Consider the following 24,515-nt stretch of genomic DNA (forward strand, 5'->3'; position numbering starts at 1 on the left):
CTCAGCCAGCGATGATGTGGGGTACGAATCGCGCACTGTCCCGCGTGATCCGTCCCGCATCCTCCCGGATACCCAGCCCAGCTGCGCGGTCGCCAACGATCCAGCTGCCCAGCACCGCGTGGTCACCACCGGCTGCGAACAGCGGCGCCAGCGCCTGCACCACCTGCGGACCGGCGCCATACTCACCATCGGTCCGCTCCACGATCGTACCGCCATGGCGGACCGTCACGTTGCTGCCCTCCCGACCGAACTGCGGCTTCACCACCGCGTTGGGCAGCGCATCGGTCCGCGGATCGTCGCCGAAGAAGGCGGGCAGCAGGTTGGGATGGTCGGGGTGCCGGTCCCATAGCAGGGGCAGCAGCCCCTTGTTGGACAGCAGCGCCTTCCACGGCGGCTCCACCCAGATGCCGGGGACGAGCTGGCGGGCGAAGGGCTCGCGCAGCATGTCCTCCCACGGATAAAGCTTGAAGCAGCGGCCGATCGTGCGGTCAGCCGCGTCGGTGAAGCGGCCCGCGGCGTCGATCCCGATCTGCCGGATGTCCAGCAGCGCCACGTCGTGCCCCGCCTGCGCCGCGCAATCCATCAGATAGGCGGCGGTGCCGTGATCCTCCGGATGGTCGGTCCAGCATGCGAAGTGGAACGGCGCGCCCGATGGCCAATGGGCAAAAGCTTCTACCAGGCATTCCTGCAGCAGGTTGAACTGGTCCGCATCCGCCGGCAGTGCGCCCGCCGCCTGCTGGTCCAACAGCCAATTGTGCTGGAAGAACGCCGCCTCGAAAATGCTGGTCGGTGTGTCGGCGTTGTATTCCAGCAGCTTCGCCGGGCCGCCGCCGTCATAGGCAAGATCGAACCGGCCATACAGGTGGAGGTCGCCCGCACGCCAGCTCGCACGCACCAAGTCCCACGCCGGCTCCGGAATGGCGAGCCGGCGCAGCGCCGCATCGTTCCCGATCAGGTCGCCCACCAGATTTATGCATAGTTCGTGGAGCTGTTCGCTCGGCTCCTCGATCCGATCCTCGATCTCCGCGAGGGAGAAGACGTATGCGGCATCGTCCGTCCAGTAGGGCGCGCCATACATGGTATGGAAGCCGAAGCCGACTGCGTGCGCCTGCTCGCGCCAGTCCGGCCGCGGGGGCACGGTGATGCGGTGCATGGCTCAGCCGCCGAAGCGGAAGCCTCCGCTGCGCCCGAACCCGCCACGCGCGACGGTCCGGCTGTTCACCGCCACCGGCCGCAGCCGGGTTCCGGCGCGGGTCAGGTCCATCGCCACCGTGCGCCCGGTGCGATCGCGGTAGAGCGGGCGGCCCTCATTTCCGCGCCGGCCCGGCGAGTAATTGCCAAACCGGTAATTGCGCTCGCAATCCTCGTCCCGCTCGCATTCCTCCCGGTAATTGCGCTGCATCGCGCTGGTGACGACGAAGCCGGCAAGCGCGGGCGCGAACAGCGCCGCCGGTGCCGCCGCGACCAGCCCAGCACCGTTGGGCAGCGCGGGACCGGGCGACAGCGGCAGGCACTGATTCGAGCCCCAATCCTCCTGACAGGCGTCGAGCGAGGTGAAGCGCGGGGCGGTACTCTCATGCTCCAGCACCGCACCGTTATAGCCCGCAGCACACAGGCCCTGCGGATAACCGGCGGCGTTGCATGCGCTGACCGACGTGAACGGCGCATCGGCGATCTCCGCCGGCTCCTCCCCCGCGCATTGCGTCAGCGTAAGACCGACCAGGCCCAAGCCACCCAGCGCCAATGGCAAGGCAACCCCGCTGCTGTATCGCTCCCCACGCAGACGCCGGCCGATCACCATGTCATGCACGCTGCGTTGAGCAGGCCGGTGACGAGGGCGATCCCGCCCGCCCACAGGCCGGCGCACAGCTCGCCATCAGTGATGCGGCTGGCGAGATGGGGCTGTGCCAGCGCGGCGACGCCGAACGCCAGCAACTGCACCGCCGCACCGATCAGCGCCCAGATAACGAAGTCCGCCAGCGACACCGCATGTGCCGCCGCCGACGCGAGGGGCAGGGAGAAGCCGATCAACGCCCCCAGAAAAGCGGTGGCGGCGGCGTAATTGCCGCCCGCGATCAGGCTGAATTCGTGCTGCGGCGTGACGCGGGAATACAGGATGGCGAACAGCACCAGCATTCCGGCGCCGCTGCCGAAATAGGCCAGAAACCCCGGCAAGCCCGCGACATAACCACCCACGCCCATGACCCCCCGGTTGCGTACCGCCCCTTGCTGCGCGAAGCCGGAGCGGGAGTAAAGCCTTCGCGGCGAGGCTCGACAGCCCTGGCATGGCTGCTAAACACCCGCGCATGGCGCCCCCTGCCCCGCCCAGCGAAGCCGCAGAGGTGCCCCGGCCCGACCTGTCGCCAGAAGCGCGGCGCAAGGCGGCGCTGCGCGGCGCGGGCCGATACCAGGCGGAGATGCGGCGGCACATGGGGCCGGGCAGCCGGGCCTGGGAACTGACCAAGCGGGTGCTCGTCGGCACCTACAATGACGGCTTCATCCATGCCGGCAACCTGGCCTACCTCGCCGTGCTGGCGATCTTCCCGTTCTTCATCACCGGCGCCGCGATCTTCAGCCTGATCGGGGACGAGGCGGATCAGCAGGCGACCATCAACGCCGTGCTCTATGCCCTGCCGCGCGATGTGGACGAGGTGATCGGGCCGGTGGCGCGCAGCGTGGTGGAGGGGCGCAGCGGGATCGTCCTGTGGCTGGGTGGCCTCGTCGGGTTGTGGACCGTCGGCAGCCTGGTGGAAACGATCCGCGATATCCTGCGCCGCGCATATGGCACACGGGCGATCCGCTCGTTCTGGCAGTACCGGCTGCTTTCCACCGGGATCATCATCGGCGCGGTCGTTCTGCTGCTGTTGTGCCTGATAGCGCAGGTGCTGATCGGCACGGTACAGGAGGTGATCGATGCGTTCCTGCCGCAGCTCAGCACGCTTCTGGGCCGGCTGGCATGGTCGCGCATTGTGCCGGCACTCGGCCTGTTCGGCTCGCTCTACCTGCTGTTCCTGACCCTGACGCCGCATGCCTATCGCGACCGGCGCTATCCCAAATGGCCGGGTGCCGCGCTGGTGACGGCATGGTGGGTGCTGGTATCGGCGTTCCTGCCCTCGCTGCTTCGGTCCGTCTTTCGCTACGATGCGACCTACGGCTCGCTGGCCGGTATCATGATCGCGCTTTTCTTTTTCTGGCTGGTGGGACTAGGGATGGTGATGGGTGCGGAGCTGAACGCGGCGCTGGCGGTCACGCCGGAAGAAGCCGCCGGCCCGGCAGACGATTGAACGGATTTGAGGATAATGAATCGATGACGGCGCTGATGCAGGGCAAGCGCGGCCTGATCATGGGGCTGGCGAACGACAAGTCGCTGGCCTGGGGCATTGCCCGCAAGCTGGCGGAGGCTGGGGCCGACCTTGCCTTCTCCTACCAGGGGGAAGCCCTGGCGAAGCGGGTGCGCCCGCTGGCGGAGCAGTTGGGCAGCGACTTCCTGTTTGAATGCGACGTCGCCAACATGGACGCGCTCGACGCCGGTTTCGCCACGTTGCAGGAGAGGTGGGACACGCTGGACTTCGTGGTCCACGCGATCGGCTTTTCCGACAAGAACGAATTGCGCGGCAAGTATCTCGACACCAGCCTCGAGAACTTCCTGATGACCATGAACATCTCCGCCTACTCGCTGGTCGCCGTGGCCAAACGCGCGGCGGCGATGATGCCGGCCAAGGCGGAGGACGGCAGCGGTGGCGGCTCGATCCTGACGCTGAGCTATTACGGCGCGGAGAAGGTCATCCCCCATTACAACGTGATGGGCGTGGCCAAGGCGGCGCTGGAAACCAGCGTGCGCTACCTCGCGAACGATCTGGGGCCGGATAACATCCGGGTGAACGCGATCAGCGCCGGCCCGATCAAGACCCTGGCCGCTAGCGGCATCGGCGACTTCCGCTACATCCTGAAGTGGAACGAGCTGAACAGCCCGCTGCGCCGCAACGTCACGATCGACGATGTGGGTGGCGCCGGCCTGTACCTGCTGTCCGACCTCGCCAGCGGGGTCACCGGCGAGGTTCATCATGTCGATGCCGGCTATCACCTGGTCGGCATGAAGCAGGAAGACGCACCGGACATCTCGCTGGTGTGAGCTGAGGAGCAAGGGCGATGGCGTTTGACGGTGGCTGCCGCTGCGGGGCGATCCGCTATTCCAGCACGGCGGACGAACCGCTGCACCACGCGGTGTGCCATTGCACCGATTGCCGGGCCAGCAGCGGCGCGCCGTTGATGGCGTGGCTGGCGGTGCCGGCCGACAGCTTCTCCGTCACGGCCGGCCAGCCGGCGACCTTCGCCGGCCCGACCGGCTCGCAACGCTTCTTCTGCGCAAGCTGCGGAACCGGGCTGTATTTCGTCAACGAGGACATGCTGCTCGGAATCGTCGACATCCAATCCGCCACGCTGGACGATGCCGGCGCCCTGCCCCCCGGCGCACAAATTCAGTGTGCCGAGCGGCTGGACTGGGTGCCCGCGCTGGAGACCCTGCCCGCGTTCGATCGCTACCCGGGCTAGCCCGCCGACCGCAGCGCGGCCATGAGGTCGGTGATCCGGGCGGCGCTGCGGCCATCACCGAAAGGATTGTGCGCGCGGGCCATGGCCGTGTGAGCGGCGGGATCGTCCAGCAGGCGGGTTGCCTCCACCAGGATACGCGCCGGATCGGTCCCGACGAGGCGCGCCGTGCCGGCCGCCACGCCTTCCGGCCGCTCCGTCTTCTCCCGCAGGACCAGCACCGGGGTGCCGAGCGCCGGCGCTTCCTCCTGCACGCCGCCGCTGTCGGTCAGCACCAGATGCGCGATGTCGAGCAGGTGGACGAAGGCGGGATAGTCGAGTGGTTCCAGCAGCGCCACGTTGGGGAACGGACCCAGCCGCTCCTGCATCGTGGCGCGCGCCAGCGGGTTGCTGTGCAACGGGGCGACCAGCGCCACGTCGGGTCGTGCCGCCAACCCGGCCAGAGCGGCGGCGATGTTCTCCATCCCTGCGCCCCAGTTCTCCCGCCGATGGCAGGTCACCGCCACGATGCAGCGCCCGGCGAAACGGGCCGGCAGATCCGCCACCGATCCTGCCAGGGCCGGCTGCCCCTGCAACCGCGCGCGCACCCAGTGCAGGGCATCGACGACCGTGTTGCCGGTGACATGGATCGTCGCAGCCGCGACATTCTCCGCCCGGAGAGCCGCCGCGGCATCCAGGGTCGGCGCACAATGCAGCGACGCCAGCGTGGCGACGATCTTGCGGTTCACCTCCTCCGGCCACGGCTGATGGATGTCGCCACTGCGAAGCCCGGCCTCCACATGCACCACGGGCATGCGCCGATGATAGGCGGCGAGCGCGCCGGCCATCGCTGTGGCGGTGTCGCCCTGCACCACCACCAGGTCGGGATGTTCCGCATCCATCACTGAGCCGATCCCGGTCAGCAGCCGGGCGACCAGCTGGTCGAGCGACTGTCCCGGATGCAGCACCGCAAGGTCATGATCGGGCACAATGCCGGCCAGCGTCAGCACCGCATCCAGCATCGCCCCATGTTGCCCGGTGGCACATACGCGACTGGTGAAGCGGCTGTCCGCGGCCAGCGCGTGCACCAGGGGGAACAGCTTGATCGCTTCGGGCCGGGTGCCGAAGATGGTCAGGACACGGGTCGTCATGCCCGCATCCGTGGCAGAGCCGGCCGGTACTGGCGAGCCCGCTCAGTTCGGGATCGCGCTGCCGTCCACCGGCTGTGCGCCGGCATCGTCGTCATCCTCGAACGGGACATCGGCGGACGGGGTGGCCGGAGGCTGGCGGGTGGGATCGGTGGAGGCGGCAGGCGGCGCGCTGGGGTCCACGGCGGCAGGGGGCGTGCCCTCCTGCGCGGCGCGCTGGCGCGCCTCGTACAGCCGCTCCTGCTCCTCCACCCGCGCCTGCGTGGCGGCGGCTTCCGCATCGATGGTTGCCAGCCGCTCAGCCCGCTCCTGCTCGATCAATTGGCTGAAGCGCACGTCGCTGCCGGCGCGCCGTTCGGCATAAGCAGCCTCGATCAACTGCGGCGTGCAGCCCAGTTCTGACCCGGTGCCCACGGTTGAGCAGGACAGCGGCCCGAAATTGCCTACCGCCTCATACGCGCGCACGCGGCTGGTCCAGGCCTCGTTTGCCGGATCCTGGCTCTGACGCAGACGCTCAGGGATTCGGAAGCGTTCGGCCTCGTCCAGCCGGGCGCAGACCGTGATCTCGTTGCCTTCGGAGGTGGGGCATTCGTCGTCACCATAGATGATGACGGTGTTGACCCGGTCGCCCGCCTGATCCTGCGCCGCTGCGGGCAGCGGCAGCGCCAGGGTGCCGCCGGCAATGGCGGTGGCGAACAGGGCAGCGGCGATGCGGGTCATGCTTCTGGTCTTTCCTCAGGCCCGCCGATCCGGGCAGGCGATGATAGGCTGTTGCGGAATGAACCGGGCTTGAAGGGGTGCGGTTCCCCGCCGGTGCCTAGACCCGTTCGGACAGGCGGATCGCCGCACGGCAACCCAGGCGGATCGCGGCGGACAGCAGCGGATAGGCAGGCGCCCGCTCCGCCCCGGCGGCAAGTGCGGCATCGCGGTGCTCGCGCTCGTCTTCACGAAAGCGCTCGATCATGTCCGCCAGCTCCGGATCGGCATCGCTGGTAGCATGGCTCTCGGCCAGCCGATCGAGCTGCGCGGAGTAATGACGGTCGATCTCCTCCTCCACTGCAGCGGTACAGGCCATCGCCGCCTCCGGACCCATCAGGGCCGTGACAGCGCCCAGTGCATAGCCGGCGGCGGACCAGAACGGCTGCAACGCGGTCGGGCGCACACCGCGACGGGCCAGCAGGGCGTCGAACTCGGCACGGTGCTGCGCCTCCTGCTCCGCCATGCCCCGGATCTCGGCCGAGAGCGGTGAATGTTCGCCCATCACGGCCAGTTGCCCGGCATAGATACGCGTGGCGCCGAACTCGCCCGCCTGGTCGACGCGGATCATCCGCTGGCGTTCCGCTTCTGTTGGCGTGTTGGTCATGCGCGCTTCTCCAGACCCAGCAGGCGGAACACCGCCAAGCCCGCCAACAGCGAAAGCAGTGCGTTCCAACCTGCCAGCGAAACGCCGGCAAGGGTCCACGGTGCCACGTCGCAGCGGACGAGCGGTGCGTCCATGATCGCCGCCAGCGGATCGCCTCCGCCGCCCAGGCCCGCCGGCTGCGCGCAGGTGGTGATGCCCGGCCACCAGCCATATTCCACGCCCGCGTGGAAGCCGCCGATCATGCCCGACACGCAGATCGCCAGCGCCGCCAGCGCCAGCAAGGCCGGCCGCGTCCGCGCCAGCGGCAGAGCCAGCAGCGCAAAGGCCAGCGCGGCGAAATGGGCGTATCGCTGCCACCAGCACATCTCGCACGGGGGCAGGCCAAAGGCGTATTGTGACAGGTATGCGCCCGCCAGCAGCACGGCGGGTACGGCCAGCGCCAGGCGTTGCGCCAGCCGCAGATCGCTGGTCATCAGGCTTAGCGCCGCGCGGTCATGACCGCACCGCCGGTGCGGCGCAGCGTCTTCAGCGCGTAATCGAGCTGGAAGTCCTCCACCCCTTGCGCCTTCAATTCCTCAGCCGTGGCGGTGAAGCGGGGATCGGCCTGACGGTCGCTTTCAAGCGACTCATCCTCCAGATCGACTTCGTTCACCAGATGGCGGCGCAGGTCGCTTTCGCGCATGGCATACTGGCTGCGGGTCGCGGCATCAGGGTCGGAGAGCTGCGGCACGCGAATATCGGGCTCGATCCCGCCTTCCTGCACCGATCGGCCGGACGGGGTGTAGTAGCGCGCGGTGGTCAGCTTCAGCGCGGCATCCTGCGCCAGCGGCAGCAGCGTCTGCACGCTGCCCTTCCCGAAGGAGCGTTCGCCCATGATCAGCGCGCGGTGCTGGTCCTGCAGTGCGCCGGCGACGATCTCGCTGGCGCTGGCGCTGCCGACATCGATCAGCACGATCATCGGCACGCCGCGGGCGGCATCACCGCGATAGACGGTTTCGGCCTGGTACTGGATGGTATCGGCGCGCGACCGGCCCCGCTGCGACACGATCTGCCCCTTGTCGAGGAACAGGTCGGACAGGGCGACCGCCTCGTCCAGCGAGCCGCCGGGATTGCGCCGCAGGTCGAGCACCAGGCCGGCGAGTTGCCCGCCCACCTGCCCGCGCAGGGCATTCAGCGCCCCATTCACGTCCGCGCCGACATCGCGGCTGAACTCGTTCACGCTGATGTAGCCGATGCGGCCCGCCTTCAGCTCGTGCGTGACCGGCTCCAGCTCGATCAGGCCGCGGGTCACGCTAACGTCGAACGGCGCGTCGCGGCCCGCGCGGAAGATCGACAGGCGGATGGCGCTGCCGGCGGGCCCGCGCATCTGCTGCACCGCCTCGTCCAGCTCCAATCCGTAGATCAGCTTGCCGTCGATATGGGTGATGTAATCGCCCGCCTTGATCCCGGCCGCTTCCGCCGGGCTGCCCTTGAACGGCGACACGACCTTCACCGCGCCATCGTCCATCTGCACGGAAATGCCGAGACCCTGGTAATTGCCGTCGATCATCGTTTCCAGGCGCTGCAGCGCGGACCCGTCGAGATAGGCGGAGTGCGGGTCCAGCGCGGCGAGCATGCCGTCGATCGCGCCGCGGATCAGGACATCGTCCGACACCGGCTCCACATAGCTCGCCTTGATCCGCTGGTACGTGGCGAACAGCTTGGCGAACTCAGGGCTGGCGCGCCCTTCGACCTGCGCCAGGCCGGCGGTGGTGGCAGGCACCAGCGCCACGGCGCACAGGAGGGCGGCGGCACGCAGCGGGCGGGCGAGACTCATGCGGACAGGCTTTCGGGTAAGCGACACGGATACCATTCTAAGCACGAAGCGTGCTGAACGCCAGATGAGGCGTGAAGGAGCGGCACCAGGCTGCCGATGGCGAGTTTTCCCGTTGCAACGCCATCAAGGAGCCATGCCATGTCAGATGGTCCCGAACGTACCGCACGCAAGCTCGGCGTGCTTGGCAAGTACAGCTATGCCTGGCTGACCCTCGCCTTCTTTCTGGTGTCACTGGTGCTGCATTGGTATTTCGGCTGGCAGGCCTTCCAGGACGAGGCGCGTCAGCACGGCACGACGCCTGAATTCTCGGAGTTCGTCACGCAGGCGAGCCGCGACACATTCGAGAATTGGCAGTCGGAATTTCTGCAACTGCTCTGGCAGGTGGTCGGCCTTGCCTACTTTCTCTATCTGGGTTCCCCCAGCTCCAAGGAGAATGACGACCGGCTGGAGGCGAAGATCGACGAACTCCTGCGGATGCATGCGGGCGACCAGCAAGGGCAGCGGATCATCGATCAGCTGGACCAATATTATCTGCGCGACACCGGCCACCCGTCTCGCTTCAACCACCTGCGGCAGGATCAACCGGATCGGTGATAGGGATGCCCCGCCACGATGGTCGTCGCGCGGTACAGCTGTTCCAGCAGCATGGCGCGGGCCAGCAGGTGGGGCCACGTCGCGGCGCCGAAGGCCAGCAACAGATCGGCCCCGGCGCGGCCATCATCCCCGTGCCCGTCCGCTGCGCCCAGTTCGAACCGGCATTCGCGCACACCGCCGTCGCGCCAGGCGGCGAGCTGCGCCGCCAGCGCCTCGCTGGTCATTTGCCTGCCCCGCTCGTCCAACAGCACGCGGCGAAGCGGCGTCGTCGGGTCCGCCACGCGGCCTCCGCGTTCGGGCAGCTCCGTCAGCTTCAGCGGCCAGGCGATCCGCTGGGCGTAACGGTCAACCAGCTCCGCTTCCGGCGAGCGGCCGATCTTGCCGCGGGCAATGACGTGGAGCAGCATTGGGAAGCAGGCGGGTCAGGCCGTCAGGCGTGGCCCGCCATGGATGTGGCGGAGCCTTCGTCGCCGAAGCCCCACATGCGTTCCAGATTGTAGAAGGAACGGACTTCGGGGCGGAACAGGTGGACCACCACGTCGCCCGCGTCGATCAGCACCCAGTCCGCGGCGGGCAGGCCTTCGATCCGGGCATTGCCGTGGCCTTCCTTCTTCAACCGCTCCGCTATCTTGCCGGCCATGGCGGCGACCTGCCGGGTCGAGCGGCCCGATGCGATCACCATGTGGTCGGCGATGGAGGACTTGCCGGCGAGCGGGATGGAAACGACGTCCTGCGCCTGATCCTCGTCCAGCTGGTGCAGGACCAGCGCGTGGATGGAGCCGGGCTCCGCATCGATGGCGGCGGCAGGTGCGATTGGGGTAGGTTCGGACATGGTGGAAAGCGTTGCGTGCAAGGTCGTGGTCACGGCCGGGGCCGGCACTTGGTGAACCTGTGTCATCGCAGCGATGGATGCTCCTGTGCGGGTGGGTGGGCGATCGCCCGCGAACGGCACCGTCCCGGGATCACCGGGCATGCACCGCTGTCTGGGCGGGATCGTGAATGGCGTGATGCGTCAATTGATCGCGAAGACCGGCGGCGGATGGCAACCGGGTGTGACGCGCGACCCAGTCCGGATCCGACAGGCGGACCATCGTGGCCGATCGCGGATCGGGATCGAAACGCAACTCTATCAGCGCAGGTGCGCTCCATTCACGCCGGCGGGGCGATGTGGCATCGCGAAGGCTGGCGGCGGGCAGCCGGTAGTGCCTGAGCCAGGCCATCGCGGGGCTCGCGAGGGCAGCCGCATCATAGCCGGGGCGCGCAATCACCGCAATCGGCATCTGCCGGGCGATCCGCCGCCAGCCGCGCCAGCGGTGGAACTGCGCCAGATTGTCCGCGCCCATCAGCCAGACGAAGCGACGCTTCGGATATCGTCGCAGCAGAGCGGCCAGCGTGTTTACGGTGTAAACCTCGCCCAGCTCCCGCTCGATCGCGGTGACGATGATCGGCGCGCGGCGCGCCTGTGCGCGGGCGGAGCGATAGCGCGCGGGCAGCGGCGCCATGCCAGCGCGGGGTTTAAGCGGATTGCCGGGCGAGACCAGCCACCACGCCTCGTCCAGGTCCAGGGCGGCCATCGCAAACTGCGTGATCCGCCGGTGCCCGCCATGGGCCGGGTTGAAGCTGCCGCCCAGCAGCCCGGTAACGGGGCCCCGTCGGTTCATGGCTGCCGGTTCATGGCTGCCGCTGCATCGGGGGCGTTCAGGCCCGCGCCTGGCCCGTCCCGCGCACCTGCCACTTGTAGGTTGTCAGCCCTTCCAGCGCGACGGGACCGCGCGCATGCAGCCGGCCGGTGGCAATGCCGATCTCCGCCCCGAGCCCGAACTCCCCGCCATCGGCGAACTGGGTGGAGGCGTTGACCATCACGATCGCACTGTCGACGCGGGCCAGGAACTCCTCCGCCACGGCCTCGTCGGCGGTGACGATCGCGTCGGTATGGCCGCTGGAATGGCGGGCGATATGCGCCAATGCCTGCTCCAGCCCGTCGACGATCGCCACGGACAGCACCGAATCGAGATATTCGGTGTCCCAGTCATTGGCGCTCGCCGGCACGACGCGCGGGTCGATCGCCTGCGCACGGGCATCGCCGCGCAGGGTACAGCCGCCATCGATCAGGCCCGCCAGCACACCGCCGGCATCGGGAAAAGCGGCATCGATCAGCAGCGTCTCCGTCGCGCCGCAGACGCCGGTGCGGCGCATCTTCCCGTTCAATGCCAACGCCCGCGCCATTTCCGGATCGGCGGCCTGATGGATATAGGTGTGGTTGATGCCGTCCAGATGCGCCAGCACGGGCACCCGCGCCTCCGCCTGCACGCGCGCGACCAGCCCCTTGCCGCCACGCGGGATGATCATGTCGACCAGGCCGGCGGCGCGCAGCATGGCTCCGACGGCGGCGCGGTCCTGCGTCGGCAGCAATTGCACCGCTGCGGCCGGCACGCCTTCAGCCTCCAGCCCCGCGACCAAGGCGCGGTGGATCGCGCGGTTGGTGTTCACCGCCTCGCTCCCCCCGCGCAGCAGTGCGGCATTGCCGCTCATCACGCAGAGCGCCGCGGCATCGGCGGTGACGTTGGGGCGCGATTCGTAGATGATGCCGATCAGGCCGATGGGGATGCGCACGCGCGACAGCGCCATCCCGGCCGTCGCCTCGCTGCGATGAATGACTTCCCCGACCGGATCGGGCAGACCGGCAACCGCTTCCACCGCAGCGGCGATGCCTTCAAGCCGCGCCTCGTCCAGGCGCAGCCGGTCCAGCATGGCGCCGCTGGTGCCGTTCGCCTGCGCGGCGGCATGATCCTGCTGGTTCGCGGAGAGGATCGCTGGTGCCGCATCACGCAAGGCGGCGGCGGCGGCGCGCAGCGCGCGAGCTTTGGCGGCAGTCTCCATGCGGGCAAGCTGGCCTTGAGCGGCGCGACCTTCCCTGGCGAGCTGTTCCACCAGCTGTGCGGGATCGTGGGCGAGAGCTTCGGGCTGGGTAGACATGGGCGCCGCTCTATCAGTCGGTTCTCGGCATGTCAGGGCCGAATCCCCGCACGCTTCTGCCGCCGATGAGTTCCCGCCCAACGTAAAAATACCTGCAAAAAAGTTCTCCCGGCTAACGTTCCGCCGCGAACCCCTGTCGGCTCAGCCCCGTTTCGCGGGTCTGGCGGTCGACTCTGTTCCAATCCTGTGTGTAGCCGCTGATCGGGACGGGACCACAAATACGGATCGCACCTTGCACCACGCCACCATCAAGCCGGCGCGCAGCCGCCTGCATACGCTGTTCGCCCCGCGGGAGTTCTCCTGGCGCACTGACGGCGGTAAGCAGCGCAGCATCGCCTTGTCCACCCGCAAGCAGATGGTGCTGGCGGGAGTCTGCGGCGCGGTGGCGACGGCCTGGATCGCCTCCGTGGGTGCGCTGGCGATGGGCCGGGCGCAAACCGTGGAGCAGCAGGCGCTGGTCGCTGAACGGGAGGCGCTGGTGAGCGGCGAGGCCGCCACGGTGGCCCGCTGGCAGGCGGAGGTCGACCGGGTCGCCGCCGACTTGTCGCAGCGGCAGGAATTGCTTGAATCGGTCGCCGGCATGCTGCCCGCCGATGCCGTCGCGGATCAGGAAGCGGCCGCAGCCGCCGACCTGAGCGAGGCGAGCGGCCGGGCGCAGCGGATCGGCGCCGCCTTGCCGCAGGGCGCCGCGCTGCTGAAGCTGGAGCAGCGGCAACTGGCGCTGGCCGCCCGGCTGACCCGCTATGCCGAGACCCGCGCCGACCGGGCCGAGGGCGCGATCCGCGCGCTGGGTGTCGATCCGCGCACCGTGCGCGCCGGGCGCAACGACCAGCTCGCCATGGGTGGTCCGCTGGAGGCGTTCAGCAGCGGCGCCGATGGCGCTCTCTCCCCCCGGTTCGAGCGGCTGGGCGCCAGCCTGACCCGCATGGCGGAACTGGAACAGTCGATGGCACGCGTCCCGCAGGTGATGCCGGTGGCGGGTGCCCGCTTCTCCTCCTCCTTTGGCTATCGCCGCGATCCGTTCCACGGCACCGCTGCGCTCCACGCCGGGCTGGACTTTGCCGCGCCGATGGGCAGCCCCGTGCTGGCGGCGGCGGATGGCCGGGTGACCTTTGTGGGCACCAAGGGCGGCTATGGCCGCACGGTGGAGGTGACGCACGGCAACGGCATGATGACGCGTTACGGCCACCTGTCCGGTTGGAAGGCCAAGGTCGGCGATCGGGTGAAGGCGGGCGATCAGGTGGCGATGCTGGGCAGCACGGGCCGCTCCACCGGGCCGCACCTCCATTTCGAGGTGCGCGTGCACGGCCGCGCGGTGAACCCCCTGCCGTTCCTGCGCAATGCACCCGCGCTGCTGGCGGACGCGCGCGGGGAATAACCTTACCGGAACGGCGGCTCGTCAAAGGCGCGCAGCTTGCGGCTGTGCAGCCGACCGCCGACCTCGCGCAGTTGCGACACCGTCTCGATGCCGATGGCGATGTGTTCGCGAATCGCGCGTTCGTAGAAGCGGTTCGCCTGGTTGGGCAGCTTGATTTCCCCATGCAGCGGCTTGTCCGACACGCATAGCAGGGTGCCGTGGGGCACCCGGAAGCGCTGCCCCTGCGTGGCGATGGTGGCCGATTCCATGTCCACCGCGACCGCCCGCGACTGATTGAACCGCAGCGCATATTCGGTGTAGCGCAGTTCCCAGTTGCGGTCGTCCACCGTCACCACCGTGCCCGTGCGCAGCCGGTCACGCACACCCACGGCATCCTCCCCCGTCACGATCTCCGTCGCGCGGTGCAGCGCCTGCTGGACCTCCGCGATAGGGGGTACGGGGATTTCCGGCGCCAGGATGTCGTCCAGCACATGGTCGTCGCGCAGATAGGCGTGGGCCAGCACGTAATCGCCGATGATCTGGCTGGCGCGCAGGCCGCCGCAATGGCCGATCATCACCCACGCTTCCGGCCGCAGCACCGCCAGGTGGTCGGTCAGCGTCTTGGCGTTGGATGGGCCGACGCCGATATTGACCAGCGTGATCCCCTCCCCATCGGGTGCGATCAGGTGGTAGGCCGGCATCTGGTGCCGCCGCCAGGCATCCCCCGCCACCTCCCCCGCATGGGCATCACCCCGTTCGTGCCACGCGCCGCCCGCCGCGCTGAACGCGGTGTAGCGGCTGTCGCCCGACAGTTGCTCCCCCGCCCAGGCGGCGAACGCATCGACGTAGCGGTGGTAATTGGTGAACAGGACGTAGCGCTGGAAGTGCTCCGGCGGGGTGCCGGTATAATGCCGCAGCCGCGCCAGGCTGAAATCGGTGCGCAGCGCATCGAAATGCGCCAATGGCCGCCCCTCGCTACCGCCGCGCCACACCCCGTCGCTCACCTCGTCCCCGACCAGCGCGAGCTCGGTGGTGGGCAGGAACATGGCGAGCTCGGCGAAGCGGGTGTCGGCGAGGTCCAGCCCGTCGATGGCGTAGGGGAACGGGATTTCCGCCGATGATTGCCCGACCTCCACGCTGATCGCGTGGTCATGCGCCAGCGCCTTCAGCTGCTCCACCAGATAGCGGCGGAACAGGGCCGGGCGGGTGATGGAGATGCGATATTCGCCGGGCGTCACCAGCTTGCGATCGGCCCGCCGCCGGCCCAGCGGTGCGGGCGATCCGGCGACGGTCACGCGCAGCTCGGGATAGGTGAAGGCGCCGTTCACCCGCATCTCGGGCGCGGGCATGGTGCCGTCGCGCAGCCAGCCGGCCACCGCCCCCCGCAATGCGGCGAGGGCAGTGGCGTGACGCTGCTCCAGCTGGTCGACGATGGCGTCGGGGTCGATGTTGCTCATGGGTGCGGTGCTCATGCGAAAGCCAATCCCAATGTGGTCAGGCCAAGGCCGGTGGACATGGCGCGGCGCAGCCGCAGCCAGTCGGCCGGCAGCGTCGCGTCACGATTTAAAGCCCGGTCGATCAGCGGACTAGCCAGCAGGCAGAACCCGAGGACGGTCAACGACGGCGCCGGCCCGCTCCAGCCCGGCAGGCCGGGCAGTAGCGCGGCCCAGCCGATCAGACTGGGTACCACCGCTAGCAGGTAGATGCCCCAGTCGCGCCGCCCGGTCAGCAGGCCGAGCATCCACCACATGCCGCCCAGGAATGACAGGATGATCGCGGCATAGAAGCATCCCGCCGCCACCGCCGCCCAGCGCCACAGCGGCAGCACCAGGGTGACAAGCAGCAGCGCGGCCTGCGGCAGGATGCCGGCAAGGCCGAGCAGGACGGGCGGTCGGGGCAGCGCGGGGGTTATCACCACAGCGGACTGCACCATGACCGGCCGCCCCGGCAAGGGGGCATCGGCGCTTGCCTCCATCGCGCCAGTCGCCACATTGGCGGGATGGGCGAGCCGGCACGCACCGCGATGATCTTCGGCGCAGGCGGCGGCATCGGCGCGGCGCTGGTCCGGCGGCTGGCGGAAAGCGGCGGGTTCGCCGCCATCCATGCGGGCGCGCGCACAGCGCCAGCGCACCTGCCGGGAAGCGTGGTCCCGTTCCGCTTCGACCTGGAGGATGAGGGCTCGATCGCGGCGGCGGTGGCCGCGCTGGCCGGGCCGCCCGACCTGGTGTTCGTCGCCACCGGCGTGCTGCATGACACGGCCGCCAGCATCGCGCCTGAAAAGAGCTATCGTCAGGTGCGGGGCGACACTCTCGCCCATCTGTTCCAGGTCAATGCGATCGGTCCGGCGATCATCGCCCGCCACACCCTGCCGCTGCTGCCGCGCGACCGGCGGGCGGTGTTCGCGGTGCTGTCGGCCCGCGTCGGCTCGATCGCCGACAACCGGCTGGGCGGCTGGCACAGCTACCGCGCCAGCAAGGCTGCGCTGAACATGCTGGTGCGCAGCTTCGCCATCGAACAGGCGCGCACCCACCCCCAGGCGATCGTCGCCGCGCTGCACCCCGGCACGGTCGATACCGGCCTGTCCGCTCCGTTCCAGCGGGGTGTGCCGGCCGGCAAGCTGTTCTCCCCCGACCAATCCGCCGGCTACCTGCTGGACGTGTTGGACGGCCTCACGCCGGCCGACAGCGGCGGGCTGTTCGCGTGGGACGGCACCCGCATCGCCTATTGAAGCGTTAGCGGCGCATCATGCCCAAGATGCGCCGCAAGGGTGACCTGCCCACCAAGGATTGCCTCAGCTGCCATCGCCCCTTCGCGTGGCGCAAGAAGTGGGAACGCGACTGGGACGAGGTGAAGTACTGTTCCGACCGCTGCCGACGGGCAGGTCCTGCCGCACCCGCCGGCTGAACCTCAGCGGCCCGCCTTCGTCACCATGTCGAAGCTGGTATGCGGCGGCTGGTTGTAGGCGGTGTTCTGCCACGCCACGGCTGCTCGGTAGACCGGATCGTGCATCAGCGTGGTGAGGCGGATGTCGGTCGGGTATGGTGTCGCATAGATGCGCAGGGCACGGCTGTCGGCGGTGCGCACGATCAGCTCTTCCCGCCAGTCGCCCAGGATGTCGGCGGAAAGGCCGGGGTTCTTCTTGGTGCCGTTGTTGCTGGCGACGCCTTTGGGCTGCAGCAGCGTGGTCTCGCGACCGGACTGCCAGTCCCATTTGGTGATGACTTCCCCATCCAGCAGTTCGCGCAAAGGATCGCCGTCCCACCAGATGGCGAAGTTGGCAGCGCGCGGCTTCGCGTCGGCGATCACCTTGCCACGCGCATCGTACAGGCTGGGGCTGTTGCTGGACCACGCCTCCGCCCCCGGATGGCGCGGGTCGATATCGGCGGCGAGGCCGCGGCCGGTGTCGCTGTCCGCCGGCGTGCTCCACAGCACCTCTCCGGTCCGCGCATCCAGCATGGCGCTGCCACGATTGCCGGCCATTCGCATGTTCTCCAACACGCCGAACTTCTCCAGCCCCGGACGCCTGGGGTCGAGGTCGGATACATGCATCGCATCGCCGTGGCCCATGCCGCTGTTCCACAGCCCGGCGCCATTGTCGTCCAGCGCCATGGCGCCATAGACGATCTCGTCCCGGCCATCGGCATCGACGTCGGCGACCGCGAGCTGGTGGTTGCCCTGCCCGCCGTAGCTCTCGTTGCCGGGCACCGCCGAATCGAACAGCCAGCGCTTCGTCAGCGCGCCGTCGCGGAAGTCGTAGGCCGCCACCATGGTATGCGCGTAGTAGCCCCGCGCCATGATGATGGAGGGGCGGACGCCATCCAGCCAGGCGACCCCCGCCAGCATCCGGTCCGCCCGGTTGCCGTACATGTCGCCCCAGGTCGCCTGGGCCTGCTCGGGAGTGGGATTGTCGGTGTCCGGGTGGCGCCTGGGTTCGAACGGGACGGAGGCGAGCGCCCGGCCGGTCGCCCCTTCGAACACGGTCAGGTATTCGGGCCCGGACAAGATGCGTCCAGTGGTGCGCGCCACGCGGGTACCGTCGGCCAGCGTTTCCGATCCGGTGCGGTCGCTGCTCGCCACCGTGGCGTCGCCCGCGCGCCAGTCGGCATCGGCATCGCCCAGGATCTTGCCGGTACCATCGACCGTGCCGTCGGCGGTCTTCACCGCGATCTCCGACCGGCCGTCCCCGTCGAAATCGGCGACCATGAACTGCGTGTAGTGCGCACCCGACCGGACATTGCGGCCCAGGTCGATGCGCCACAGCTTCCGTCCGTCCAGCGTGTAGGCGTCCAGCAGCACCGGTCCGGTATAGCCGCTCTGCGAATTGTCCTTCGCGTTGGATGGATACCACTTCACGATCAGCTCGTATTGGCCGTCCCCATCCAGATCGCCGGCGCTGACGTCGTTGGCGCTCCAGTCATAGCCCTGCCCATCGGGCGTCGTGCCGGGGGCCGGCAGGTCGAGCGGGATGTCAGTATAGCCACCGGTCCAGACGCTGGCGGGCCGGCTCTGCATACCGGGCTGGCCGTTCTCCAGCACCGCGACGGTATAGGTCGCACCGGTGCCGCCCGTATTGTCCACGTAAGCGGTCGCCCCGGTCAGCGGATGCGGCGTGATACGCTGTCCATCACGAAAGACGGCGAAGGCCGTGCCCGCCGCGTCGGTGCCGAGCAGCCGCCAGCTGACCAGCGTACCGCCGCCTTGTGCCGGCACCGCGACAACGCCGCGGTCCAGCCGTTCCATCTGCCGACCGTTCAGCGTGACCGGGCCTGCCATTGATGCGGCGCTGCCCAGCGCGCTCTGCCCGGCGCACGCGGACAGGGCCAACGTGGCGGTGCAGGCGAGAAGGATAGTGGTACGGCGCATCGGCGGCTCTCCCTGGTGACGCCGCTCGCTGGCGGCAGTTCTTCAGGTGGTTGTCGTATAACTCACCGGCATTCGCAAGCACTATCCCAAGATATGAAGCGCCATCCCAATTGTCGCAAAGGGTATCAAGCGCAGAACTTCACAGGCGCCACACCGAGAGGTCGCGCACCTGCAGGTGGCTCCAGGTGGTGCGCAGCGCGAAGTGCCCCTTGGTGTACGGGTCAGGATCGTCCAGCTCGAACATGGGCACGCCATCGCGCAGCAGAGCGATATGGCGACCGTCAGCGATCAGCCGGATACGGTAGGGTCGGTTCGCCTCGATCAACGTGGCGGGCGCGGTCAGGTCGTGGCGGGGCAGCAGCGGCCGGTCGCCGTCCCGCCCGACATAGCGGCGGAACCGGCTGCTGGTGTTCCGGTTGCCGCCGATCCCGGCATAGTAGGTCCGCAGGCGATCATACCCGGCGAAGGCGCCGCTACGCTCCACCGACAGCACGTTGCCGTCCGCTGCGCGGGTGTCCGTCGCCATCCAGAAGGCGTTGATGTCGCTGACCTGATCGTTGGGTCCACCCGCCTCGATGGCCGTCACCGTGTAGTCGATCGCCACCGGTTCGCTGAGTTCAGGCCGGAACCAGACGGAGATGCCCGCCGGCGCATCGATGTCCAGCACCCCACCTGTGGCGGTGACGCGGGATGGTTGCTCCGCCTCTACCAGCCACTGCCCCAGGCCGGCGGTGAAATCGTCGCGATGGAGTGGCATCGCCCCTTGGCGCCGACCGGAGAGGCAACCCGCCAGCAGCGCGGCGCCAAGCCCGGCTACCGCCGCGCGCCGCCCGATTGGCCGTGACAATGCCGTTTTGTCGTGCATGGTGGAACGCATAGTCACGATGTGGAGGATTGCATGGGGCCTGTCGAGGTCGATCGCCGCCGGCTGCTGGCTAGTGCCGGCCTTGGCGCTGCGCTGCTGGGCGGCATGGCGGCGACGCCCGCCCTCGCCGCACCGGCACAGCGTTTCCCCTACCGCACGCTGCCGCTGTGGCCCGGCGCTGCGCCGGGAGCGGAGAATGTCACGGTCACGCAGCGCAGCGTGTTGCGCAGCGCGAATTCCGCGCCCGACGATCTGGCGTGGTACGGCATCACCCGCCCCACATTGACGCTGGTGCAGCCCGCCCGGCCGAACGGCACCGCGCTGCTGATGATCCCGGGCGGCGGATACGAACGGATCGCCGCCAGCCCCGATGGTGGAGGGATCGCGCATCATCTGGCGGGCATGGGCTTTCATGTCGGCATGCTGCTGTACCGCCTGCCCTATGATGGTTGGGCCGCCGGCCCGGACGCACCGTTGCAGGATGCCCAGCGCGCGCTCCGGATACTGCGGGCAGAGACGGGGGCGGGGCGCACCGGCACGATCGGCTTTTCCGCCGGTGGCCACCTGGCCGGTGCGCTGGCCACGCGGCACGGCGACCGGACCTACCCGGCGATCGACGCGATCGACGAAGGCAGCGCCCGACCGGACTTCGCCGCGCTGATGTTTGCGGTGGTGACGATGACCGACCCGCATGCCCATGGGCCCAGCCGCAAGAACCTGATCGGGGCCGAACCATCGGCCGACCTGATCCGCAGGCACTCCATCGAGCAGGACCTGCCCGATGATCTGCCGCCCATGTTCCTGTCCGCCGCGGTCGACGACCGGGTGGTGCCGGTGGAGAACACGCTGATACTGCACGCCGCCTTGAAGGCAAAGGGGGTGAACGCGCCCTGCCACATCTTCGATGTCGGCGGACACGGCTTCGGCTCGGTCGATGATCCGGGCGGCCCGGGCCATTTCTGGCCGCTGCTGCTGGCCGACTGGCTGGGGCGCCAGGCATGAGGCGACTGCTCCCCCTTGCCGCCGCGCTGGTAATCTCGGGCTGCGCCACCTTGCCGCCTGTGGACGGGCGCGTCGCCGTGCCGCTATACCGCGACCCGGTGCATGACGGCGCAGCCGACCCGTCGATCGTGCGCGATCCCGCGACCGGCGAATGGGTGATGTTCTACACCAACCGCCGCGCCGACCTGAAGAGCAGCGATCCCAAGGATGTGAGCTGGGTCCATGGCACCGCCATCGGCGTCGCCCGCTCCGCCGATGGTGCCGACTGGCGCTATACCGGCACGGCGGCGATCCCCGCGCAATGCACCGGCGCGACGCTGTGGGCGCCTGACGTGGCCCGATTCGGCGACAAATGGCACATGTGGCTGACCGTGGTGCCGGGCATCTTCCGCGACTGGAACGCGCCCCGCCGCATCGTCCACCTGACCAGCACCGACCTTGCCACCTGGACCTGCGGCGAGACGCTGGAGCTTGGGTCCGACCGGGTGATCGACGCCGATGTGGTCGAACTCGCACCCGGCAAGTACCGCCTGTTCTTCAATGACGAGCGGCAGGACAAGGCGATCCGCCAGGCCGACAGCACCGACCTCGTCAACTGGCAGCTCGGCCCGGTGCTGGTCGACACGCCGGGCGAAGGGCCGGTCGTGTTCGAATGGCAGGGCCGCTGGTGGATGATCTCCGACGCATGGCGCGGCCTGCTGGTCATGCGGTCGGACGACAATGGCGCGACGTGGCAGCGGCAGGACGGCTACCTGCTCGGCACGGCGGGCACCGCCATCACCGACCGGTCGCTGGGCCACCACCCGGATGTGGTTGTGGCGGGCGGCCGGGCATGGCTGTTCCACTTCGTGCAGCAGGATGGCGAGCCGGAGATGGCCGGCGACCCGCAATGGGGCCGCCGCAGCGTCATCCAGCTGGTCGAACTGGTGGAAGAGGACGGCCGCCTGACCGTCAGCCGTCAGCCGCCGCTGGTGGCCGATGTCGCGGCGGCCTTCGGGTCCTCAGCAATCGGGCAGAACGGCGCCGGTCGGCGATAGCGGCGCGGTACACGGGTGCGTGGGGTAGGCTTCGAGGTCCAGCTCCACCGCCTCCCGCTCCACAGCCACGATGTCGGCATCCTCGCGCATCTCGTACAGCTTGCCCAGCGCGCGGGTGAACGGGCGATGCAGCACCATCATCAGCCGTCCGTCGAAGGTGCGGAACAGCATGCCATGGCCGCTGTCGCGCGTGACGAGGGGGCCGAGCTGCTCCCATGGCCCCGTCACCTCGCCGCTGGCGGACCGCGCCAGCGCCTGGACGTAGCCGCGATCGCCGTAGCTTGACCACAGCATCATCAGCGCGCCGCCCGGCGTGCGCCAGAATTGCGGCCCGTCCGTGACCCACACCGTGTCGCCCGCAGCCTGCTTCTGCCCGCGCGCCCAGGCGGCCTCGTTGGCGCGGAACAGCAGGCGCGGCTCGCCCGCGGCCTGCAGCGCCGTGTCCAGCGGCAGCGCCTCGATCGTGCCTACGGTGGTCTGCATCCATTCGTGGGCATAGACGAACCAGGGCCGCCCCTGCCGGTCCACATGCAGCGTGCCGTCCAGCGTCATCAGGTCGCGCGACACGACCGGCTCGCCATCATTGGCCAGGGTGAAGGGCCCGTCCAGCCTGTCCGCCACCGCGATCAGCGTGCCGCGCCGGTGCGGCCGTCGGCTGCTGCCCGCCTCCGCCGGCAGGGTCGCACCCTCGTTATGGAAGGTGGTGAACAGGTACCACTTGCCCCGCCAGCGATGCACCTCCGGCGCCCAGGCGCCGCCATCGGCCCAGTTGCCGTCCGGCAAGGTGAACACGACGCGCGGCCGGCTCCAGTGCTTCAGGTCACGGCTGGTATAGGCCATGGTGCCCAGCCGCGTATCGCCGGTCATCGCCGCCTCGTTGCGGGTGAACAGATGATAGGTGCCCGTCGCCTCGTCCGGCACGATAAAGGGATCGTGCAACTGCATCTGCGGCAACAGCAGCGGATATTCGGCGGAGGGCGCTGCCGCGGCGCCCTGTGGCGGCACGGCAGGGGCGCAGGCCGTGGTGGCGAGGGCCAGTGCGAGCGCTGGCACAAGCCGGTGGATGATGCGCTGCATTGACCGTACTCCCTGGCATTTTGTCGGCCAGCGCTTTTCACATGCTGGCACTCATGTCTATCCTGCGGGACAAAGGAGAACGGGGATGAGGTTGACGACGATCATGGCCGCAGCGCTCGCGCTGGCGGTATCCGGCGGGGCCGCCGCGCAGGAGGCGCGCGCGCCGACCCTGTTCATCGCCAGCGATTCGACGGCGCAGCACTACAACGACGATCGCTACCCGCAGGCGGGCTGGGGTTCGTTCCTGGGCTGCGTGCTGACCGGCGCAACGGTGGACAACCGCGCGATCGGCGGGCGCAGCACACGCACCTTCGTGTCGGAAGGCCGCTGGAACGGGTTGCTGGCCGACCTGCGGCCTGGCGATGCCGTGCTGATCCAGTTCGGCCATAACGACGCCAGCGAGAACAAGCCCGAACGCTTCGCCGATGCCGCCACGACCTACCGCCAGTTCCTGATGAGCTTCATCGCAGACGTGCGCGCCGCCGGCGCGACACCCGTGCTGCTGACGCCCGTCGCGCGTCGCTCCTTCGACGAGAGCGGCAAGGCCAAGGCCGACTTCCCGACCTATTCAGCGGTGGTGCGGCAATTGGCGGAGGCACGCGGCGTGCCGCTGGTGGATCTGGAAACGTCATCGCGCGCGCTGCTCGACCAGACCGGCTATGACGCGGCGGCCGCGCTGTACCTGCATTATCCGGCGGGCGAGATCGCGCGCTGGCCGGAAGGGGTCAGCGACGACACCCATTTCAGCGAGATCGGCGCCCGGCGCATCGCCAACCTGGTGGCCGACGGGCTGACCGCCACCCCGTTGGCGCCTTATGTCGGCAGCGACCGCAGCGATCTGACACGGGAGACGCCGGTCGGCAGCAGCCGCTGCCGATGACGGTACAGGCCGCTAGTCCACGACCACCTGGTTCCGGCCACCCTGCTTCGCCTGGTACATCGCCGCGTCTGCGCGGTGGAGGGCGGACAGGGTCTCCACCTCCTCCCCCATGGCGACGGCGACTCCGGCGGAAAAGCTGATGCGGCCCAGCGGCTCGTCCGTCTCGCGCAGCTTGAACCGGCGCGATGCCAGGTCGGCGCGGGCCTGGTCCAGCAGGCCGACACAATGCGGCGCGGCGTCGCCCTCGATCACCAGGATGAACTCCTCCCCGCCCCAGCGGCCCACGAAGTGCGGCGCGCAACTGGCGGCGAGCGAGGTGGCCACCATCTTCAGCACCCTGTCGCCCACCGTGTGCCCGAAACGGTCGTTGACCCGCTTGAAATGGTCCACGTCGCACAGGCCGATCGTGCGATTGATGCCGTTCGCCGCCAGATCCTGCAGCCGGCGTTCGATGCAACGGCGATTGGGCAACCCGGTCAGGGGATCGCGCTCGGCCTCGTCCCGCGCGCTGGCGAGTTCGGTCTGCAACGATTCGATCGCCTGCAGCGCGGTGCGGAAATTGTCCTCCGCCAGCTTCGACCGCTCGATCATGCGGGCGACGATCTGCACGGTCCGGGCGGCCTGATCGTCCAGCCGCTGCGCCTCGCTGTCCAGGTCGCGGGTGAAATCCTGCGTCGCGGCGGCGGCATGCGCGGTCAGCTGGCCCAGCCGCGCCGCCTGCGCGTGCAGCCTCTGCCGCTCCCCCGTGTCCTCCTCCGTCGGCGAAGCGATTGCCTCCCGCGGGTGGCGCACGCTGTCGCCGGCATACAGCGCGACGATCTCGTCCGCCTCTTCCTGCCGGATGCGCAATCCATCGTCGGAGATCGCCCGGACCGCGCAGGCGATGCGGGATGCCGGCTCGTGCAGCGCGATATAGGCCAGCGTGTAGTTCTGCGGTGTCGGCGCGAGTCGCTGGCGGGCCAGGAAGGCCAATGCCGCTTCGCCGCTACCGATTGTCGCCGTACCCACCC

28 protein-coding genes are annotated in these 24,515 nt (G+C 69.1%); 10 read left to right on the plus strand and 18 right to left on the minus strand.

The window, feature by feature from the left end:
• Position 1: 1 nt before the first annotated feature.
• The 3 genes from V5740_RS10755 to V5740_RS10765 are packed head-to-tail and all read right to left on the minus strand — an operon-like array spanning position 2 to position 2,202.
• Complete coding sequence (locus tag V5740_RS10755; protein WP_347302475.1) at positions 2 to 1,153, minus strand: glutathionylspermidine synthase family protein; 1,152 nt, start codon at positions 1,151 to 1,153, stop codon at positions 2 to 4.
• Positions 1,154 to 1,156: 3 nt separating this feature from the next.
• Positions 1,157 to 1,801, minus strand: a complete 645-nt coding sequence (locus V5740_RS10760; RefSeq protein WP_347302476.1) for a DUF1190 domain-containing protein — start codon at positions 1,799 to 1,801, stop codon at positions 1,157 to 1,159.
• Complete coding sequence (locus V5740_RS10765; protein WP_347302477.1) at positions 1,795 to 2,202, minus strand: DUF350 domain-containing protein; 408 nt, start codon at positions 2,200 to 2,202, stop codon at positions 1,795 to 1,797. Before V5740_RS10765 ends, V5740_RS10760 begins: the two co-directional genes overlap by 7 nt.
• Before the next feature lie 104 nt (positions 2,203 to 2,306).
• On the opposite strand from V5740_RS10765, the gene V5740_RS10770 reads away from it, so the two are divergent.
• Genes V5740_RS10770 through V5740_RS10780 form a run of 3 tightly spaced genes read left to right on the plus strand, consistent with a single transcriptional unit; the run spans position 2,307 to position 4,551 of the window.
• Positions 2,307 to 3,284, plus strand: coding sequence for a YihY/virulence factor BrkB family protein (locus V5740_RS10770; protein WP_347302478.1), 978 nt, complete (start codon positions 2,307 to 2,309; stop codon positions 3,282 to 3,284).
• A gap of 23 nt (positions 3,285 to 3,307) precedes the next feature.
• Positions 3,308 to 4,132 (plus strand): enoyl-ACP reductase FabI, encoded by an 825-nt coding sequence (gene fabI, locus V5740_RS10775; RefSeq protein WP_347302479.1) that lies wholly within the window; start codon positions 3,308 to 3,310, stop codon positions 4,130 to 4,132.
• 17 nt (positions 4,133 to 4,149) lie between these two features.
• Entirely contained in the window at positions 4,150 to 4,551 is a 402-nt protein-coding gene (locus V5740_RS10780) for a GFA family protein (protein ID WP_347302480.1), read from the plus strand.
• On the opposite strand, the gene wecB is transcribed toward V5740_RS10780, so the two are convergent.
• From wecB to V5740_RS10805, 5 genes are all read right to left on the minus strand, one after another.
• The gene (gene wecB / locus V5740_RS10785) at positions 4,548 to 5,678 is read right to left on the minus strand and encodes a UDP-N-acetylglucosamine 2-epimerase (non-hydrolyzing) (RefSeq protein ID WP_347302481.1); all 1,131 of its coding nucleotides are present in this window, start codon (positions 5,676 to 5,678) and stop codon (positions 4,548 to 4,550) included. The genes V5740_RS10780 and wecB overlap by 4 nt on opposite strands.
• Before the next feature lie 42 nt (positions 5,679 to 5,720).
• On the minus strand, positions 5,721 to 6,395 hold the full coding sequence (locus V5740_RS10790; RefSeq protein ID WP_347302482.1) for a hypothetical protein: 675 nt from the start codon (positions 6,393 to 6,395) through the stop codon (positions 5,721 to 5,723).
• A gap of 97 nt (positions 6,396 to 6,492) precedes the next feature.
• On the minus strand, positions 6,493 to 7,038 hold the full coding sequence (locus V5740_RS10795) for a demethoxyubiquinone hydroxylase family protein (RefSeq protein ID WP_347302483.1): 546 nt from the start codon (positions 7,036 to 7,038) through the stop codon (positions 6,493 to 6,495).
• The gene (locus V5740_RS10800; protein WP_347302484.1) at positions 7,035 to 7,511 is read right to left on the minus strand and encodes a disulfide bond formation protein B; all 477 of its coding nucleotides are present in this window, start codon (positions 7,509 to 7,511) and stop codon (positions 7,035 to 7,037) included. Before V5740_RS10800 ends, V5740_RS10795 begins: the two co-directional genes overlap by 4 nt.
• 5 nt (positions 7,512 to 7,516) lie before the next feature.
• On the minus strand, positions 7,517 to 8,854 hold the full coding sequence (locus V5740_RS10805) for a S41 family peptidase (RefSeq protein ID WP_347302485.1): 1,338 nt from the start codon (positions 8,852 to 8,854) through the stop codon (positions 7,517 to 7,519).
• Between the two features lie 138 nt (positions 8,855 to 8,992).
• On the opposite strand from V5740_RS10805, the gene V5740_RS10810 reads away from it, so the two are divergent.
• Positions 8,993 to 9,448, plus strand: coding sequence for a DUF6766 family protein (locus V5740_RS10810; protein ID WP_347302486.1), 456 nt, complete (start codon positions 8,993 to 8,995; stop codon positions 9,446 to 9,448).
• On the opposite strand, the gene V5740_RS10815 is transcribed toward V5740_RS10810, so the two are convergent.
• The 4 genes from V5740_RS10815 to V5740_RS10830 form a co-directional block, all read right to left on the minus strand.
• Complete coding sequence (locus tag V5740_RS10815) at positions 9,433 to 9,855, minus strand: 23S rRNA (pseudouridine(1915)-N(3))-methyltransferase RlmH (RefSeq protein ID WP_347302487.1); 423 nt, start codon at positions 9,853 to 9,855, stop codon at positions 9,433 to 9,435. The genes V5740_RS10810 and V5740_RS10815 overlap by 16 nt on opposite strands.
• A gap of 23 nt (positions 9,856 to 9,878) precedes the next feature.
• The gene (gene rsfS, locus V5740_RS10820; protein WP_347302488.1) at positions 9,879 to 10,280 is read right to left on the minus strand and encodes a ribosome silencing factor; all 402 of its coding nucleotides are present in this window, start codon (positions 10,278 to 10,280) and stop codon (positions 9,879 to 9,881) included.
• Positions 10,281 to 10,410: 130 nt separating this feature from the next.
• Entirely contained in the window at positions 10,411 to 11,109 is a 699-nt protein-coding gene (locus tag V5740_RS10825) for a nicotinate-nucleotide adenylyltransferase (protein WP_347302489.1), read from the minus strand.
• Between the two features lie 37 nt (positions 11,110 to 11,146).
• Positions 11,147 to 12,424 (minus strand): glutamate-5-semialdehyde dehydrogenase, encoded by a 1,278-nt coding sequence (locus V5740_RS10830; protein WP_347302490.1) that lies wholly within the window; start codon positions 12,422 to 12,424, stop codon positions 11,147 to 11,149.
• Between the two features lie 232 nt (positions 12,425 to 12,656).
• Between V5740_RS10830 and V5740_RS10835 the strand changes: the two genes are divergently transcribed.
• On the plus strand, positions 12,657 to 13,802 hold the full coding sequence (locus V5740_RS10835; protein WP_347302491.1) for a M23 family metallopeptidase: 1,146 nt from the start codon (positions 12,657 to 12,659) through the stop codon (positions 13,800 to 13,802).
• A gap of 2 nt (positions 13,803 to 13,804) precedes the next feature.
• Here the strand turns inward: V5740_RS10835 and V5740_RS10840 are convergent, their stop codons facing one another.
• Together V5740_RS10840 and V5740_RS10845 are read right to left on the minus strand one after the other, a co-directional pair.
• Positions 13,805 to 15,253 (minus strand): AMP nucleosidase, encoded by a 1,449-nt coding sequence (locus V5740_RS10840; protein ID WP_347302492.1) that lies wholly within the window; start codon positions 15,251 to 15,253, stop codon positions 13,805 to 13,807.
• Complete coding sequence (locus tag V5740_RS10845; RefSeq protein ID WP_347302493.1) at positions 15,250 to 15,696, minus strand: DUF3429 domain-containing protein; 447 nt, start codon at positions 15,694 to 15,696, stop codon at positions 15,250 to 15,252. The genes V5740_RS10840 and V5740_RS10845 overlap by 4 nt, the downstream gene beginning before the upstream one ends.
• 84 nt (positions 15,697 to 15,780) lie before the next feature.
• On the opposite strand from V5740_RS10845, the gene V5740_RS10850 reads away from it, so the two are divergent.
• The gene (locus tag V5740_RS10850; RefSeq protein ID WP_347302494.1) at positions 15,781 to 16,509 is read left to right on the plus strand and encodes an SDR family NAD(P)-dependent oxidoreductase; all 729 of its coding nucleotides are present in this window, start codon (positions 15,781 to 15,783) and stop codon (positions 16,507 to 16,509) included.
• Between the two features lie 17 nt (positions 16,510 to 16,526).
• Positions 16,527 to 16,685: a DUF2256 domain-containing protein gene (locus V5740_RS10855; protein WP_347302495.1), complete on the plus strand. Its 159-nt coding sequence runs from the start codon at positions 16,527 to 16,529 to the stop codon at positions 16,683 to 16,685.
• Between the two features lie 3 nt (positions 16,686 to 16,688).
• Here V5740_RS10855 and V5740_RS10860 read toward each other — a convergent pair whose 3' ends face one another.
• Both V5740_RS10860 and V5740_RS10865 read right to left on the minus strand, forming a co-directional pair.
• Complete coding sequence (locus V5740_RS10860; RefSeq protein WP_347304506.1) at positions 16,689 to 18,521, minus strand: rhamnogalacturonan lyase; 1,833 nt, start codon at positions 18,519 to 18,521, stop codon at positions 16,689 to 16,691.
• A gap of 262 nt (positions 18,522 to 18,783) precedes the next feature.
• Positions 18,784 to 19,401: a DUF6250 domain-containing protein gene (locus V5740_RS10865; protein ID WP_347302496.1), complete on the minus strand. Its 618-nt coding sequence runs from the start codon at positions 19,399 to 19,401 to the stop codon at positions 18,784 to 18,786.
• A 141-nt stretch (positions 19,402 to 19,542) separates the two neighbouring features.
• On the opposite strand from V5740_RS10865, the gene V5740_RS10870 reads away from it, so the two are divergent.
• Positions 19,543 to 20,511 carry an alpha/beta hydrolase gene (locus V5740_RS10870; RefSeq protein WP_347302497.1) on the plus strand — a complete coding sequence of 323 codons (969 nt, stop codon included), beginning with the start codon at positions 19,543 to 19,545 and terminating at the stop codon, positions 20,509 to 20,511.
• Positions 20,508 to 21,548, plus strand: coding sequence for a glycoside hydrolase family 43 (locus V5740_RS10875; protein ID WP_347302498.1), 1,041 nt, complete (start codon positions 20,508 to 20,510; stop codon positions 21,546 to 21,548). Before V5740_RS10870 ends, V5740_RS10875 begins: the two co-directional genes overlap by 4 nt.
• Here the strand turns inward: V5740_RS10875 and V5740_RS10880 are convergent.
• Positions 21,513 to 22,625 (minus strand): glycoside hydrolase family 43 protein, encoded by a 1,113-nt coding sequence (locus tag V5740_RS10880; RefSeq protein ID WP_347302499.1) that lies wholly within the window; start codon positions 22,623 to 22,625, stop codon positions 21,513 to 21,515. The two genes, V5740_RS10875 and V5740_RS10880, sit on opposite strands and share 36 nt — an antisense overlap.
• An 85-nt stretch (positions 22,626 to 22,710) precedes the next feature.
• On the opposite strand from V5740_RS10880, the gene V5740_RS10885 reads away from it, so the two are divergent.
• The gene (locus V5740_RS10885) at positions 22,711 to 23,505 is read left to right on the plus strand and encodes a rhamnogalacturonan acetylesterase (RefSeq protein WP_347302500.1); all 795 of its coding nucleotides are present in this window, start codon (positions 22,711 to 22,713) and stop codon (positions 23,503 to 23,505) included.
• A gap of 12 nt (positions 23,506 to 23,517) precedes the next feature.
• On the opposite strand, the gene V5740_RS10890 is transcribed toward V5740_RS10885, so the two are convergent.
• The gene (locus V5740_RS10890; RefSeq protein WP_347302501.1) at positions 23,518 to 24,513 is read right to left on the minus strand and encodes a GGDEF domain-containing protein; all 996 of its coding nucleotides are present in this window, start codon (positions 24,511 to 24,513) and stop codon (positions 23,518 to 23,520) included.
• Positions 24,514 to 24,515: the final 2 nt, after the last annotated feature.

It is taken from the genome of Croceibacterium sp. TMG7-5b_MA50, assembly GCF_039830145.1.
Taxonomy (GTDB): domain Bacteria; phylum Pseudomonadota; class Alphaproteobacteria; order Sphingomonadales; family Sphingomonadaceae; genus Croceibacterium.